Below are 16,412 nucleotides of genomic sequence, written 5' to 3'. Positions count from 1 at the left end.
CCCTAAACCTACCAAGGTATTGCCTACCAAACTACTTATCATTTTTCCTGAAATACGAGCATCTCTTCCCAAAACTACGGTAAGTACTTCCTTGTTGGTTTGTTTTTTTAACCACATTCCATAGGCGGCTGCAAATTTTACCGCATCTAAGGGTGTTAAATTTGTAGAAACTTCTCCTCCAATGGTACCTCGTATTCCTGATATTGATTTTATAAGTGTCATAGATTATTGTTCAAAGTAATTGATTAATATTTCCATCTTACAAAAGCTTCCATAGCTGCATAACTAGCCATTCCTAATTGGTCATAAATTTCAGCTGTTTCTCTATTTCTATCTTCTGCACGTTGCCAAAACTCTCTAGAGTCAGTTCCTTGAAATACCACTCCATCTTTTTGAGATTGGTGTTTAAAAATTCCAAATCTTTTTTCTAAAACTTGATCTGGACTTAATGGTACTGCCATTTCAATTTCATCAACACCCCATTCTTGCCAAGCTCCTCTATACAACCACAACCAGCAATCATCCATGAATTTTTCTGATTTCAGTCTTTTTACAGCTTCAAAAATTGTATCTAAACAAACTTTATGAGTTCCATGTGGGTCTGCCAAATCACCCGCTGCATAGATTTGATGTGGTTTAATTTGAGAAATTAAATCCATGGTAATTTTAACATCTTCTTCTCCCATAGGTTTTTTCTCAATGGCTCCTGTTTCATAGAATGGAAGTTCCATAAAATGAATTTGGCTATCTGGTAGCCCCACGTAATGTGCTGTTGATCTTGCTTCACCTTTACGAATCAATCCTTTGATATATCTTACTTCTGGGATGTCTATTTCACTTGCCTTTTTATTCTCTAAAAATTTAATTGCTTTTTGATAAATTTTTCCCGCATCAGGACTTTGAATTCCAAATTTCTCATTATAGTCACAAACAAAACTTGCAAATCTAAGTGCCTCACTATCTGCTACTGCAATATTTCCTGAGGTTTGATAAGCAACATGAACTTCATGACCTTGTTGCTGAAGTCGAATAAAAGTTCCACCCATACTTATAATATCATCATCTGGATGTGGACTAAAAATCAAAACTCTCTTTTTAGCTGGTTCAGCTCTTTCAGGTCTTTTACTATCATCTGCATTTGGTTTTCCTCCTGGCCAACCTGTAATGGTGTTTTGAAGTTTATTAAAAATTTCAATATTTATGTCATAAGCAGGTCCTGAATCGGCTAATAAATCACTCATTCCATTTTCTATATAATCTGCATCCGTTAACATTAAAATTGGTTTTTTCAAATGCATTGCCAACCCTAATACCGCCTTACGAACCATTTTATCTGTCCAAATAATTTTTTCAACTAACCAAGGCGTATTTATTCTTGTAAGTTTAGAAGAAGCTTCTTTGTCTAAAACAAAAACTGCATTGTTATGTTCTTGTAAAAAAGAAGCCGGTACCTGATTGGTTACTTGCCCTTCAACTGAAGCTCTAATGATATTGGATTTACCCTCTCCCCAAGCCAATAAAATAACTCTTTTTGCTTCCATAATTTTTTTAACACCCAAAGTAATAGCGGTTCTTGGAGTATTATTTAATCCTGAAAAGTCTTTGCTTGCGGCTACTCTGGTAATATGGTCAAGTGCTACTAAACGAGTTTTTGAATTTTGTAATGACCCTGATTCATTAAAACCAATATGTCCATTTCCACCAATACCTAATATTTGTAGATCGATTCCACCCAAAGCTTCAATTTTTGCTTCGTAATTTGCACAGTAAGCAGCAATTTCGTCTTTAGATAAAGTTCCATCAGGAATGTTATAATTTTCAGGAATCATATCAACATGATCAAATAATAATTCCTTCATAAAACGAACATAACTATTTACAGAATCTGGTTCCATAGGATAGTATTCATCTAAATTAAAAGTAATCACATTTTTGAAACTTAGACCTTCCTCTTTATGCAAACGCACTAATTCTGCATACAATCCTTTTGGTGATGAACCTGTAGCCAAACCTAAAATACATGGCTGTTTTTGACTTTGCTTTACCTTAATAAGGTTTGCAATTTCTTTGGCTACTTCTTTTGAAGCTTTTTTTGAATTTTCAAAAATAACAGTATCAACATTTTCAAATCTTTTCTCAAAATCTGTTGCTTTATCTAAATTACTTTTCATTTTTTTATCTTTTGATTTCTTTAATTTCTACTTTTTTTATTTTTTAGTTCTTTTTGAACCAACTCTTATATTTATGCCCCCAAATTGCAAAAAACAATATAATGGCATAGCAAGGTATTAAAATCCAATAACTACTTGTTGCTGCTGTTGACAACGCTTCAGCTTCTTTAATTCCATTTGCTATTAATTCGTGTTTATTTGAATCCACTAATTTACCGTATAATGGTGGAATAATAGCTCCACCAGAAATAGCCATAATTAAAAGTGCTGATGCAGTTTTGGTATGTTTTCCTAAGCCTTCTAATGTTAAAGGCCAAACCGCAGGCCAAACCAATGCATTTGCAACCCCTAAAGCTGCTACAAATAAAATTGATGTGAAGCCTGTTGTTAGTAAAATACAACTACTAAATATAATTCCTAATAAAGCACTTAATTTTAATGCTGTGCCTTGTTTTATATACTTTGGAATTAAAAATACACCTAAAGCATAAGTAGCAACCATTGCCATTAATGTAAAGGTGGTAAAGAATTTTGCATCTTCAGCAGAAAAACCTAGAGAAATTCCGTAGGCAATAATGGTATCTCCTGCTATTACCTCTGCTCCAACATATACAAATAAGGTTAATACGCCCAACCACAAATGTGGAAACTGAAAAATATTCTTTTTTGTTTTTTCACCTTCTGAAGAATCTTCTACCACAGCAGCTTCTACATGTGGTAATGGCGCTTTTCTAATTAAAACTCCTAAGATAAACAAAACTATAGCCATAGTTATATATGGTGTAAAAACACTATTAGCCATAGTGTCTAACAACTGACTTTTTTCTTCAACTGAAACAGTTCCTAATTTATCTTTTACATCATCAATGCCTGATAATAATAAGGCACCAAAAATTAATGATCCTAATGCTCCAGCTACTTTATTGGCAATTCCCATAATAGCTATACGTCTTGCTCCACTTTCAATAGGACCTAAAATTGTAATATAAGGATTTGCAGCTGTTTGTAACAAAGTCATTCCAACTCCTTGAATAAAAATACCTGATAAAAATACCCAATAGGTTCTAGCTTCTGCTGCTGGAATAAATACTAAAGCTCCAATACCCATAATAATTAAACCCAAAGACATTCCCTTTCTATATCCTATTTTGTTTAAAATATAAGAAGCTGGTAATGCCATAACTACAAAAGAGATATAAGAGGCTGAAGCCACCAAATACGATTGAGCATCTGTTAATTCATTAATAGTTTTCATAAATGGAATTAAAGCTCCATTAATCCAAGTAACAAATCCAAAAATAAAGAATAGCCCCGCTATTATTATAATCGGAATCAAGGTATTTTGATGCTCTTTTTTTACGTTTGATATTTGTGCCATTAGTATATTTTTTTGGTTTGATTAATTAATTCTTTATGGTAAAAATTGATGGTTTCTTCTAAAGCTTGATCTATTGAATATTCTGGTTTAAAACCTAATTTATTGAATTTTGAAGGGTCAGATTTCGAATGTTTAATATCACCCAAACGCTCATCTAAAAACAAATTTTCAAATCCAGTTCTTAAGTTATCCAAAACAATTACTTCATGACCTTCATTTGACAACTGCTCTGCAATATGACTTCCAATAAACCCTGCACCTCCTGTAATTACATATTTCATAATTTATTAATTTTGACTTCGGTTTCTGTAAATTGTTTTTCAAAACTTTCAATAAGTTTTAACTGATTTTTTGCACGGTCAAAATTATGCTCTGGATATGCTACTTTGTAGTAAATATTTCCATTTAAATAATCTGTTAAAAAACGAATAGCCATTATAAAAATCATTGTTTTAGCAGCCAATGGAAGGTATTTTATTTCAGTTGGAGTTAGTGCAGACTCTACTTCTTCTAAAAAACCTTTGGTATATGCCTTATATAAATCTAAATTAAAATTAACCAGTTCTAAGTTTTTTTCATCTTCAGAAGCGGTATTACATATGGTTCTTATGGCGTCCCCAAAATCATAATGAACTACGCCAGGCATCACCGTATCAGTATCAATTACACAAAGTCCTTTGTTATTTTTATCGAAAAGTGCATTTGAAATTTTAGTATCGTTGTGAGTAACTCTTAATTGAATCTCACCAGATTCTTTCAAACGCTGAATAATATGCATCTCCTCTTTTAAGTGATGCACTTTTTCGATAAGATCTTTTGCTTTTGTCAACCTTTCTTTTGTAGCTACTTTTAACGATTCTTCAAATTGGGAGAATCGAAAAGACATGTCATGAAATTTTGGAATTACCTCTGTTAATTTACTGGCATCAAAGTCGCTTGTTAAATTTAAAAAACGTCCAAATAATTTTCCTCCTTCGTAGGCAACTTCCTCATTTTTAACCGTTTCAAAAGTAACACTATCCTCAATAAAAACCATTAAATTCCAATAGTTACCGTTGATATCATTATAATAATAATCTCCATTTTTAGCAGGCACAAATGATAAAACACGACGTTTCAATTCATTTTTAGGTAAGTGTTTTAATTTAGTTAATAAATGCTTGCTTACATTTACTTTGTTGGTTACTAAACCTGGAACGTCTTTAAAAACTAAATGATTGATGCGTTGAAGTACAAATTTTGAATCACCCGATGTTTCTATTAAATAGGTGTCATTGATATGGCCAGAAACCAATTCTTTGTGATTTAAAAAATTAGTTGAATGGTTAAATTGATTGAATACTTTTTTTAAATGTTCTAATTCCATATTACCAAAGTTTTGATGGGTAAATGTTGTTCTTTTTTAATTTTTCAATTTCGTTTTGTACTAACTCTTTATCTTCTTTATAAGTTACCCCAAACCATTTTGCATTAGATGTTAGCACTTTAACTGAAGCTATTCCTGACTTTAAAATTTCATTAACCACTAATGGAATAAAAAACTCAGATTTTAAATCGTTTTTATTTTCTTCTAAAAATTCTTCAAAAAGCTGACTTCCAAACTCAAAACACTTTGGTGTAAATCCCCAAAAATTCATTGAAACCACAGCATTTTCATCTACAGGAACATACACCCCATTTTCATCTTTTCTTATAATATTTCCATTTATTTTTTCAATATGAGTTTGTTCAGTAACATCTATTAAATAACCTTTAACATCAACTTTACACTCACCTCTAGAAACATATCCATAATCTGAGACTGTATTTTTTAACAAATATCCCATCATATTGAAATTATAGGAATTTGAATCAATTTCTTTTAAGGATTTTGCCATAATTTCAAATGCTTCTTTACCATAAAAATCATCGGCATTGATAATGGCAAAATTTTCATTAACAACATCTTTAGCCATTAATAAAGCATGACCTGTTCCCCAAGGTTTTTCTCTATTTGGATTTACATATTTTTTTGGAACATATTCAACTTCTTGAAAAACGTAAGCTACTTCAGCTTTACCTTCTAATTTTTTATTAAATACTTCTTTAAATTCTGCTTCAATATTTTTACGAATAATAAAAACAAACTTCCCAAATCCGGCTTCAAGAGCATCGAAAATTGAGAAGTCCATGATTGTATCTCCTTCGTCTGTAAAAGTGTCTAATTGTTTTAGGCCTCCATAACGACTTCCAATACCAGCCGCTAAAATTACAAGAGTAGGCTTTATATCACTCATTTTATGTTATTTAAATTTATCATATCCCTTAAAATCTTATATTCTTTCTCTTATTTTTTGATGCTAAAGTACGCATGAAAAACCATATTACAAAGGAATTTAATCAAAAATGTGTTCGAACACATTTTTTAATGTTATCGAACACATAAATTACTTATTTAAACTCGATTTTACTATATTTGTATTTGATGAATAAAAAATATACGATTAAAGATATTGCTGAAATTGCAGGAGTATCTAAAGGAACTGTTGATAGAGTTTTACATAAAAGAGGGAAAGTATCCAAAACAGCACTTGAAAAAGTTAATACTGTATTGGACAGAATTGATTACAGACCCAATTTAATTGCTAGAAATTTAAAAAACACTAAAATTTTTAATATTTGTGTTTTATTACCCAATCCAAAAATTGACATTTATTGGGAAGGTTGTATTGATGGAATTAACGACGCTATTGAAGAATTTATTTCATTTAACATTGCTGTTACAATCTATTTTTTTAATCCAACAAATACCAATTCATTTATAGAAAACAATGAAGAAATTTTAAAAACTTCTCCAGATGCCGTTTTAATAGCACCCCTATTTTATAAAGAAGCTGTTGAAATAGTTAAAAACTACAACGCTTTAGGAATTATTTCTGTAACATTCAACAATTACCTTAAATCTAACGCCATTAAAAGCTTTGTAGGTCAAGATTTATTTCAAAGTGGAAAAGTTGCAGGAAGACTCTTAGAAATTCTTGTAAAAAAAGGGTTAATTGCTATTTTACATATTGATGAAGACTATGAAAATGCGATATATGTACAAGAAAAAGAAAAAGGATTTAGAGCCTATTTTAATCAAGTAAACAACACTAATTATACTATAAAAACTTGCAGTTTACAGCACCCAAATTTTAAGCGTTCATTTTATGAATTTATTGAAGCTCACCCAAATCTTGCAGGAATTTTTGTAACTACATCTAAAGCTTTTCAGGTAGCTGAAATTACTTCTAAACTAGATAAGAAAATTGCTTTGGTTGGTTACGATTTACTAAAAAGTAATTTAAATTATTTAAAGAGTTTTGACATTGATTTTTTAATACACCAAAACCCTAAAAGACAAGCTTATTTAGGGGTTGTACACCTTATTGAATATTTTATTTTTGATAAAGAAATTCCTACAAAAAAATTACTACCCATTGATATTATTAATTCTGAAAATGCGAACAATTACATTTAATAATTTGCTATTCTTTCAATAAATTTAAAACTCCAAATGAAGTTGGTATATGAAAATCCGGTTCCTTAGTATTAGGATTTACCCAAGTAATCCAAATAGGTTCAAAATCTGATTGTTCATTCTTTGTATACTTTGCTCTAAAAATGCCTGTTTCTATTTGGTTATTCTTTATTAAATTAAATTTTTGAAGTGATTCTATACTAATTGCTATTTCAACGCTAAATTTAGAATCTAAAATTTCAGATTTCACTTTTATAGCTTCTTGCGGCCAATTCCAATCAAAATTAAATTCTCTATTTGGGTAAGCCATAAAATCCATTACTCTTGGAGTTGGATCAATTTCTAAACAATAATAAGGATTTAAAGAAGCATCTGATCTAAAAAAAAGTTCCACTCTATCTGAGTTTGCTATGCTATCAACACTATCATCTTTTGTATTTATATGAATATCATTATCTAAAACTGTAAAACAGAAAAAGATGTTTTTAGTATCCCAAAGAGCTTTAAATTCAATTTTTTTAGGAATTTCTTTATCCCAAGGTGAAATAAAGTCTGTCAATACCTCAGCTTTATTCCAAGGTATTGAATTTTTAGTATTGGTTAAATTATAAACACCTTTTTCTATTAATTTTACATTATAACTTTTCATATTTCTACTTTCCTGCAAATATAAAATAGTTTTAAAAAATCACTTATTCTACTTAAATAAAACAATTTTCTTTTTCATATTTTTCTTTTAAATGATGTATCATATCTTCAGCCATTGTTTCCAAGTTATATTTAGGCGCCCAATTCCAATCTTGCTTTGCGTTATTATCATCAATACTCATAGGCCAAGACTCAGCAATTTGCTGTCTAAAATCTGGTTTATAAGATACCTTAAAAGTAGAATATGTTTTTTGAATAACTTTTGTTAATTGCTTAGGATTAAAACTCATTCCTGCAATATTATAAGAAGTTCTAACTTTTATATTGTTTTTAGGTGCTTCCATTAGCTCAATTGTTGCTCTAATGGCATCATCCATATAAATCATTGGCAACGTTGTTTCAGCACTTAAAAAGCATTCAAAATTCACATTATTCACCGCTTTATGAAAAATATCAACTGCATAATCTGTGGTTCCTCCTCCTGGCAAAGATTGATGCCCTATTACACCTGGATACCTAATTGAACGAACATCTAATCCATATTTATCAAAATAATATTTTGCCCAATTTTCTCCTGCAACTTTACTAATACCATAAACAGTAGAAGGTGTTAAGTTGGGTGATTGTGGAGTATTAATTCTTTCAATATTATTTCCAAATACAGCAATTGAACTAGGGAAAAATACTTTTTCTACTTGATGTAGTCTAGCAACTTCTAAAACATTAAAAAAAGTTTTCATATTAATATCCCAAGTATTTAACGGATATTTTTCTCCATTAGCTGATAGTATAGCTGCTAAATGATAAATTTGAGTAATCTTATATTTTAATACTATTTTTTTTAGTGCATTAAAATCTGTTACATCTAAAATTTCAAACTGATGATTATTGGCTGAATTTAAGTCGGATGCAATAATATTCTCTTCTCCATATTTTTCTGCCAATTTTTTAGTTAAAACGGTTCCTAATTGACCGTTAGCTCCTGTTACTAATATTTTACTCATTACTATAAAAGTTCATAGTTTTATGTTAGGTATAAAATAAAAGCCTTTAAATAACTATTTATAAAGGCTTTTAAAAATTAACTCAAACAATTATTATGCTTAAAAATTATAAGGTTTTATCTCTGCTAAAGCAGCATTTTCAGTTCCATCATGAGAGGTTTTTGCCACAAACTTGAAATATCTAAAGGTTTTTGCTTCATTTAAATCAATATCATGTGCACTAGCTGACTTATTTATTACAAAATCACCTAAACTTTCCCAAGTAGCATTGTCTTCACTTATTTGTAATTCTACATCTTTTACGGCTCTTGATAGAGATTGTCTTTGGATAAACCTAAACCCATCAACTGTTTTAGATGCTCCCATATCAACAATAATATAATGTGGTGCTGTTGCAGTGCAACCAGACCAACAAGAATGCCAATAAGTATTTACATCATCATCTAAAATATCAGCAGCTAATCCTGTAGAGCCCTCACCTCCTTGATCTTCTTGTGTGCTATAGTCAATAACAGACCAATTTGTTCTATCTAAAAAGTTAGGTATAACTTCAACAGGAATTTCAGGAACTTCTAACTGTGAAAAATCAATAACAGGAGGTGTTCCATTTGAAGATCTTGAAAAGGAAGTATTCGGTGTTTCATTATCGCTAAAAAAACCACAATTTCTTAAGAAAAAACTATCTCCTTCTGATCCCCCATCATAATCAAATCTTACACCACTTGCACCTGTATTATCTGTGGTAAAAGTTGCTGAAGTCATTTCATTCCAATTTCCATCCGTATCGTAAACCCATTGATTGGTATAATCTACTTTTCTAATATGATCTCCCATTGTGGTATCAAAATTCTCCAAAAAAGAATGTAGTCTAGTTAAGTGCGCTCCAGTTGGAAAAGGTCTTCTAAAACTTGCTATTAATTTCCAATCTCCAATTTCAGGAGCATAAAAATAAGCGGTATAATCTATTGAATTATCTGCATTTGATTCTCCTTTTAGCAAAAATTTATAGGTTGTACCAGGAGTCCAATTGTAAACAAAATAACTTTGAGCACCCGAACCTTCTCCTCCAAATTCACCAACGGTTACTCCATCTCCATAACCGAGTGGTTGTACTGTATATTCATCTGGAATTTGATTTGGATCTTGGGTGTCATAAGCACTCCAAACCGAAAATAGAATCCGTCTTTCTGTAGCTGAATTTACTTGCATTCCAAAGTACCCCGAAGAAAAGCCATTTGCCATAAAATAAGAACCTATAGGATCCATTCCTTCAGGAACAGTTAATTCGTTATAAAACCAAGTAATATTTTTATTTGCAGGTTCTTCAAAATTTAAATGTACAGACGGACCTCTTCTTCCCCAATAAAACCAATCTGGTTTTACATAATCAATATTTGAATTCCAAGTGGAATCACCTAATAAAATATCTGATATCTCCCCAAAAGAACTTCCTTCTTTTGAAAACCCTTCTAATTCAATATAATGATAACCAATTTTATCAATTTTAAATGAGCCTACAGAATGTTTAATAGCCGTATTTGAGGCTTCAAAATCTACTTGTTTAGTGTTTGTTCCTAATGATATTTTAAGCTTTGTGGCACCTGTGAATTTGGCTCTAATTCCTACTTCAATATCTCCTGTAGATGTTGCATAAAAATAAGTTCTAATTTTATCGTTTGAGTTTGTCCAATTCTTAATACCATTTGTACCTACAACATTACTAGTAGCTTCAGGATTGTTAACAACCCAACTATTGCCCTCACAAGGAATAGAAATTGTTAAATTATTAGTTGTAATTGGCGGATCAGGTTGTTCAATAATTGGTGTATCTTGATCATTTTTACTGCAAGATATATTCAAAAAAACAACACTATAAAAAAATATAAAATTTAAAAATATATTCATAGGTTTTTTCATTGCTAAATGGGTTTCTCTTTTATGTAGTTAAAGCTATTTTAAACTTTGATTGTATATTATGGATAATAAAAATCCAAAGCATTTTATTGCTTTGGATTTTAAAATTGAATTTAAATTTTTAAAAGTAAGGTGATAATTCTGCTAAAGCTGCATTGTCAGATCCATCAAAAACAGTTTTTACCATAAATTTAAAATATCTAAATGATTTAGTTTCTGGCAAAGCTAAATCTTGTTGATCCTTAACTTTTTCAAGTGTAAAATCACCTAAAGATTCCCAATTTACATTGTCATTACTTACTTGAATTTCACAAGTTTCAATATTTCTAGAAAGTGATTGTCTTTGTAATAAAAAGAAACCATTTACTTCAAACTCTTGTTGCATATCTACAACAATATAATGAGGAGGTGTTGGTGTACAACCAGCCCAGCAAGTATGCCAAAATGTATCTGCATTACCATCCAAGATATCTGCACATCTTCCAGTATCTCCTTCTCCTCCTTGATCTTCTTGACTACTATAATCTATAACTTCCCAACCTGCTCTATCTAATGGTACTGCTGGCAATTTATCTGGATCTGGAGTTACTACATCTAAAGAACAAGAAGCTACTATTAGTATAAAACATGTTAAAAAAGTAACTGTGGTTAATTTTTTAATTTTATTTAGTGTTTTCATTATTAAAATTTTATGTTATTAAAAGCCCTTTTCAGGGCTTTTTTATAATTTACTTAATCGTTTTGTATTAACCCAGGTTGCAAAATAATTTGTTTTTCAGGTAAATATTCAACTACTCTATTACTTGTAGCTGGTATTTCGTATAATGGATTTGCTCCCCATAAATGTCCTCCAGGATATCTTCTATCCATAGTTCTACCATTTCTAAATACATCAAATTTTCTATGCCCTTCAAATGCAAATTCTAATCTTCTTTCCTCTAAAACGATGTCTAAAACTGTTTTTCCTGACGGAATATTTGCTAAAGTATAAGAAGGAATTCCGGCTCTATTTCTAATGATATTTACTTCATCAAGAGCTTTTTGATCCATTCCTCTTTTTACGAAAGATTCTGCTTTGTTTAAATACATTTCGGCTAATCTTGAAACTGCTGGAGACCATAAGTGTACATCATCTTCTTGCAAAGAAGCTTTCATAATAAACCATTTAGGGAAACCGTTACGTTTTGGCATTTCAAAACCTTTATCAACGTATTGTTTAACACTACCATTCATAAAATAATAAACTGTTTTACCATCCACTATTTCTTCTTCAACAGTATATGTTGTTCCATTTTGCTCAAAAGTTATTATACCTCCAACTTCTGTTGTTAACCTTGTTTGATATACATAAGAATTATCAACCCAAATAACCCAAGGCTTTCTATTTGCTGGATTTTCTTCGAGATATTGTGGCTGAATAAATGAATGTCTAGCATCATTTGCGTTTTGATTTAATAATTTCAAATACGAACTAGAAGCGTACATTTCACCCCAACCACTACCATCAATTGTTGCATATAATCCACCAACTGTATACCAATCATCATACTGACCAGGTAAATCTGCTCCTTGATTTAAAGTAATGCTAAATATTGCTTCAGAACTTTCTTGAGGGTTTAAATAATTCATTCTTTTATATTCTTCATTTGATAATAAATTATATCGTGAAGAATTCAATACTTTATCGGCATATAACTCTGCATTCTCATTATCTTCCATATATAAATATACTCTAGATAATAATGCTTGAGCTGCTTCTTTAGTTGCAAAAGTTGCTGTCTTATCTTCATTCATTAACATCTCAGCTTTTAATAAATCACTGATAACTTGCTCATAAACTTCACCTACTGTATGACGGTTAGGAATATCATTTACATCTGATGTTAATTTTAATGGAACTGATAAATTAGAAGTTCCTTGATTGTATGGACGTCCAAAAACGTTTCCCATTTGAAAATATACCAATGCTCTTAAGTAATAATTTTCACCTAAAAGTTGATCTAATGTTTCTGATTCACCTTCAGCTGCAGCTTCTATAATTACATTACAACCTACTACGACTTTATAAGAATCATTCCAAAAATCAGCAACTCTTCCATTAGTTGTAATAGCCCTATAATTATAAATAAAGTTTAAAGGATCTGAAGTACTACCACTTAAAGAAACATTATCTCCAGGGTATTCTGTTAATCTGTGTAGTTGGTCGTTCCAACCATCTAAACCGTTTTTACCTTTTAACAAGGCATAATTTCCTAAGGTAGCTGTTTGTAAAGCTCCTTCACTTTCAAAAAGCGTTGTTACCGCAATTTCGTCGTATGGATTCCTTTCTATATCACAAGAAAGGATCAATAATCCAATTATTGGAAGTAATACTATTAATTTTTTCATTTGTGTATGTTTTTAAATTAGAAAGAAAAGTTTAGTCCAAATACAAATCTCTTTGGTACTGGATAAGAAGTACTTGTTGAACCACTTAATCCACCTACTTCTGGATCCATTCCTGAATAATTAGTGAATGTTAATAAATTATCTCCTGAGATATACACTCTAGCATCACTTAATCTCAATTTATTCAGTATAGTTTCTGGAAGATTATAACCAAATGTTACATTTTTAAGTTTTAAATAACTTCTATCTTCAAGATATCTAGACGATGTTTTGTTTGAATTATTATTTCCACCATAAACAGCTCTTGGATGAGAAGCTTCATCTCCAGGGTTTTCCCATCGTGACCAACCATCAGCTAACACTTGTTGATTAAATGTTGGGTACAATCCATCTGAGTCATATAATGAACGTGAACTATTGTAAATTTCACCTCCACTAACGAAACTAAATTTTGCATTTAAAGAAAATCCTTTGTATTCCATATTAGATGAAAAACCTCCAATAAAATCTGGACTTCCATTACCTACTATTTGTTCAGTTGCTTCATTATAATTACTGGTATAAGAAATCTCACCAGTTTCGTCATCAACAACTTCCCATAAAGGGTCTCCATTTGCAGGATGAACACCTGCCCATTTACGCATATACCAAGAGTTCATATCTTCTCCTATTTTGAAAATTTTATCACCTCTAGGAATTTCAGTTTGCTCATCAAATAACTCTGTAACTTCATTTTTATTAATACCAATATTGAAACCAACATTCCAGCTAAAATCGTTATCTTTTAAAATATCTGCTGACAATACAGCTTCAAAACCTGTATTTTTAAGTCCACCTACATTTTCCCAATATCCATTGAATCCAGAAAGTGCTGGTAAATCAACATAATACAATAAGTCTGAAGTATTTTTATTGTAGTATTCTAATGTTGCACTAAATCTATCAAATATTCTTGTGTCAATTGCAATATTGGTTTCGTAAGATTTTTCCCAAGATAAATCTGGGTTTCCATATTGTGATAATGTTGCTGCTGGAACAGCATCATAATGTGTACTTGCTGAGTAGGTGCTTTGGTATGGGTATAATGAGCCTGGTCTGTTCCCTACAGAACCATAACTAGCTCTTAACTTTAATGAATTTACAACTTCACTTTTAAAGAAGTTTTCATTGTGAATATTCCACCCAGCTCCTAAAGCAAAAAATGTTCCATATTGATTATCAATACCAAAGTTTGAAGCACCATCTCTTCTTATTGATGCTTTAGCAAAATATCTATTTCCATAAGAATAATCTACATTTAAGAATCCAGATTGCAATGCATACTCATTTTTATATCCTGAAATAGATTTAGGCTCTGAAGTTACATTTAATATAGTACCACCACCAATTAATCCTATTCCTGTAGCTCCCATGTCTTCATAAACATAATCGTTGTATTCATACCCTGCTAAAGCAGTAATTGCATGGTCGTCAAACTCTTTAGTATACTTAAGCATTTGAGTTGTTAGTTTTGTAAATCTTCTTGATGAAGAATTATAAAGACTACCATTAGTAGCTTCACCTCCTGTTGAAAGTGGATCAGTATAAGAGAAACTATTTGAGTGATATAGTGTAAAGTTATTTGTTGAAATATAGGTTAAATCATCTAAAATTTTAAATTCAAAATCTCCATTGAAACTCATGTTAAAAACTTTACTAGTACCATAGTTCCACTGTAAATCATAATAATAGTTTGATTGATCTCTTCCTATCCAATCATTAGATTCTTGAGCTTTTACTGCGTTTCCTTCAGCATCAAAAGGTAAATCCCAAGGTAAGTTTGTATAGATTGCATATCTACTATGATCTGCGTTGTATCTTTCATCAAAACTAAAAGATACTTTTGGTTTTAAAGTTAGTCTGTCATTAACTTTATAATCTAAATTTAATCTAAAAGTATAACGTTCAAATTCAGAACCTTTAATAGTTCCTTCTTCATTAAAATAACCTCCAGCTAAATAAGTGCTCATTTTATCATTACTAGAAGTATAAGACATATTATAATCTTGAACTAAAGCAGACTGAGTTGCATTTCCAATCCAATCGTAATCTCTTTCTAACAAGTCTGGCGTATACCATTCTTGTACATTCCCCATTAGTGCATGGTAATCATATAATTGTTGGGAATTCATTACTTCAAAGTTTCCTGAAGTAAATTCATTGATTCCTACTTTTGATGTAAATGTTAATTTGCTAACTCCTAATTTAGCTTTTTTAGTAGTTATAATAATTACACCGTTTGCACCACGTGAACCATATAATGATGTTGCTGAAGCATCTTTTAATACTGACATAGATTCAACATCATTTGGGTTAACTATAGGAGTTCCATGCTGAATTACACCATCTACTACCCAAAGTGGCTGTACATTTCCATTTAAAGAAGCCATCCCTCTAATTAAAATTGAAGGAGTAGATCCAGGTGAACCACCTGAAGCAGAAACTTGAACCCCTGCAACTTTACCTTGCAACATTGAAGAAGTATTTGATACAGTTAAATCTGATAATTCATCCGATTTAACCGTTGCTACAGAACTAGTAACCGCTTCCTTTTTTTGAGTTCCATATGCTACAACAACTACTTCATCTAAAACATTTTGATCAACTTTAAGTTGAACATTAATAGTAGTTTTTCCTGCAACAGTAAACTCTTGAGGAACATAACCAACATACGTGATTAATAGTGTTTCATTTTCATCGACTATTATAGAGTAATTTCCATCAAAATCTGATATCACTCCTTTTGTAGATCCTTTTATACTAATACTTGCTCCTGGTAAGGGAGTTCCATCAGTAGCATCGGTAATAACACCGGAGACCGTTTTTTCTTGGGCATACAAGGTAAATGTAAAGCCAAGCATTAAAATCAAAAATACATTTGAAATTCTGTTTTTCATAAAACTTAGTTTGAGTTAATAATTAATTTTATATTCATTGAGTTAATTTAAATTTTATTTTTTATCTTATTGATTATCAATATTTTATATGTTTTTTTAAAAGAGAGTACCGTAAAAGGATAAGTACTCTCTTTAGCAACATTAATTCAATATTAATANAATTGACAATTCAGATAATGGAGTAATAGCACTCCAAGCAGCAGCATCATAAGCATCCATTGGTGGTGCTATATTTTGTTTTGCAGATTCTATAAACGCATTAATTACAAAGAAATCCATTCCTCCATGACCTGCTCCTGTAGCTAACTCTCCATACTTCTTCCATAAAGGATGATCATATTTCTTTAACCACTCATCTGCTTGATCCCATTGGTGTGGTCTTTTGGATTGTCCTTCTATATATATTCTATTGCCATCTACTTCCCAAAGACCATTTGATCCTTGTACTCTAAAACCTAAAGAATACGGTCTTGG

Annotated in this window: 11 protein-coding genes and 3 pseudogenes; 1 reads left to right on the top strand and 13 read right to left on the bottom strand. The window is 30.9% G+C overall.

What is annotated here, in order from left to right:
* The 6 genes and pseudogenes from ACFQZW_RS02495 to ACFQZW_RS02470 form a co-directional block, all read right to left on the bottom strand.
* Window positions 1-222 (bottom strand): annotated as a pseudogene (locus ACFQZW_RS02495) (phosphoglucosamine mutase); the annotation flags it as partial.
* A gap of 23 nt (window positions 223-245) precedes the next feature.
* Window positions 246-2,174, bottom strand: a pseudogene (gene nagB / locus ACFQZW_RS02490) (glucosamine-6-phosphate deaminase); the annotation flags it as partial.
* A 40-nt stretch (window positions 2,175-2,214) separates the two neighbouring features.
* A complete protein-coding gene (locus ACFQZW_RS02485) occupies window positions 2,215-3,549 on the bottom strand; it encodes a sugar MFS transporter (RefSeq protein ID WP_386781421.1) in 1,335 nt (444 codons plus the stop codon).
* Window positions 3,549-3,830: a GDP-mannose 4,6-dehydratase gene (locus ACFQZW_RS02480; protein ID WP_386781420.1), complete on the bottom strand. Its 282-nt coding sequence runs from the start codon at window positions 3,828-3,830 to the stop codon at window positions 3,549-3,551. Before ACFQZW_RS02480 ends, ACFQZW_RS02485 begins: the two co-directional genes overlap by 1 nt.
* The gene (locus tag ACFQZW_RS02475; protein WP_386781419.1) at window positions 3,827-4,915 is read right to left on the bottom strand and encodes a phosphotransferase enzyme family protein; all 1,089 of its coding nucleotides are present in this window, start codon (window positions 4,913-4,915) and stop codon (window positions 3,827-3,829) included. Before ACFQZW_RS02475 ends, ACFQZW_RS02480 begins: the two co-directional genes overlap by 4 nt.
* Before the next feature lies 1 nt (window position 4,916).
* Complete coding sequence (locus tag ACFQZW_RS02470; RefSeq protein ID WP_386781418.1) at window positions 4,917-5,825, bottom strand: nucleotidyltransferase family protein; 909 nt, start codon at window positions 5,823-5,825, stop codon at window positions 4,917-4,919.
* Window positions 5,826-6,013: 188 nt separating this feature from the next.
* Here ACFQZW_RS02470 and ACFQZW_RS02465 point away from each other — a divergent pair, with 188 nt between their 5' ends.
* Window positions 6,014-7,048, top strand: a complete 1,035-nt coding sequence (locus ACFQZW_RS02465) for a substrate-binding domain-containing protein (RefSeq protein WP_372801777.1) — start codon at window positions 6,014-6,016, stop codon at window positions 7,046-7,048.
* Window positions 7,049-7,055: 7 nt separating this feature from the next.
* Here ACFQZW_RS02465 and ACFQZW_RS02460 read toward each other — a convergent pair whose 3' ends face one another.
* From ACFQZW_RS02460 to ACFQZW_RS02430, 7 genes and pseudogenes are all read right to left on the bottom strand, one after another.
* Window positions 7,056-7,697, bottom strand: coding sequence for a carbohydrate-binding family 9-like protein (locus ACFQZW_RS02460; RefSeq protein ID WP_386781417.1), 642 nt, complete (start codon window positions 7,695-7,697; stop codon window positions 7,056-7,058).
* Between the two features lie 52 nt (window positions 7,698-7,749).
* Entirely contained in the window at window positions 7,750-8,700 is a 951-nt protein-coding gene (locus tag ACFQZW_RS02455; protein WP_386781416.1) for an NAD-dependent epimerase/dehydratase family protein, read from the bottom strand.
* A gap of 99 nt (window positions 8,701-8,799) precedes the next feature.
* A complete protein-coding gene (locus tag ACFQZW_RS02450; RefSeq protein WP_298266147.1) occupies window positions 8,800-10,560 on the bottom strand; it encodes a DUF3472 domain-containing protein in 1,761 nt (586 codons plus the stop codon).
* A 175-nt stretch (window positions 10,561-10,735) separates the two neighbouring features.
* The gene (locus ACFQZW_RS02445) at window positions 10,736-11,293 is read right to left on the bottom strand and encodes a discoidin domain-containing protein (protein WP_298266145.1); all 558 of its coding nucleotides are present in this window, start codon (window positions 11,291-11,293) and stop codon (window positions 10,736-10,738) included.
* Window positions 11,294-11,346: 53 nt separating this feature from the next.
* Window positions 11,347-13,002 (bottom strand): RagB/SusD family nutrient uptake outer membrane protein, encoded by a 1,656-nt coding sequence (locus tag ACFQZW_RS02440; RefSeq protein WP_386781415.1) that lies wholly within the window; start codon window positions 13,000-13,002, stop codon window positions 11,347-11,349.
* Window positions 13,003-13,019: 17 nt separating this feature from the next.
* Window positions 13,020-15,938, bottom strand: a complete 2,919-nt coding sequence (locus ACFQZW_RS02435; protein WP_386781414.1) for a SusC/RagA family TonB-linked outer membrane protein — start codon at window positions 15,936-15,938, stop codon at window positions 13,020-13,022.
* 141 nt (window positions 15,939-16,079) lie between these two features.
* Window positions 16,080-16,412: pseudogene (locus ACFQZW_RS02430) on the bottom strand (gfo/Idh/MocA family oxidoreductase); the annotation flags it as partial.

Origin of the sequence: Lutibacter aestuarii (assembly GCF_042676885.1) — a bacterium.
GTDB classification, from domain to species: Bacteria; Bacteroidota; Bacteroidia; order Flavobacteriales; family Flavobacteriaceae; genus Lutibacter; species Lutibacter aestuarii.
The sequence above is the reverse complement of the archived record's forward strand: the minus strand, read 5'-3'. Positions and strand labels throughout refer to the sequence as shown.

What these genes read in the sequence shown, in the direction of transcription:
- ACFQZW_RS02485 (WP_386781421.1), bottom strand. Translation starts at nt 3,549, where the DNA reads ATGGCACAAATATCAAACGTAAAAAAAGAGCATCAAAATACCTTGATT.
- ACFQZW_RS02480 (WP_386781420.1), bottom strand. Translation starts at nt 3,830, where the DNA reads ATGAAATATGTAATTACAGGAGGTGCAGGGTTTATTGGAAGTCATATT.
- ACFQZW_RS02475 (WP_386781419.1), bottom strand. Translation starts at nt 4,915, where the DNA reads ATGGAATTAGAACATTTAAAAAAAGTATTCAATCAATTTAACCATTCA.
- ACFQZW_RS02470 (WP_386781418.1), bottom strand. Translation starts at nt 5,825, where the DNA reads ATGAGTGATATAAAGCCTACTCTTGTAATTTTAGCGGCTGGTATTGGA.
- ACFQZW_RS02465 (WP_372801777.1), top strand. Translation starts at nt 6,014, where the DNA reads ATGAATAAAAAATATACGATTAAAGATATTGCTGAAATTGCAGGAGTA.
- ACFQZW_RS02460 (WP_386781417.1), bottom strand. Translation starts at nt 7,697, where the DNA reads ATGAAAAGTTATAATGTAAAATTAATAGAAAAAGGTGTTTATAATTTA.
- ACFQZW_RS02455 (WP_386781416.1), bottom strand. Translation starts at nt 8,700, where the DNA reads ATGAGTAAAATATTAGTAACAGGAGCTAACGGTCAATTAGGAACCGTT.
- ACFQZW_RS02445 (WP_298266145.1), bottom strand. Translation starts at nt 11,293, where the DNA reads ATGAAAACACTAAATAAAATTAAAAAATTAACCACAGTTACTTTTTTA.
- ACFQZW_RS02440 (WP_386781415.1), bottom strand. Translation starts at nt 13,002, where the DNA reads ATGAAAAAATTAATAGTATTACTTCCAATAATTGGATTATTGATCCTT.
- ACFQZW_RS02435 (WP_386781414.1), bottom strand. Translation starts at nt 15,938, where the DNA reads ATGAAAAACAGAATTTCAAATGTATTTTTGATTTTAATGCTTGGCTTT.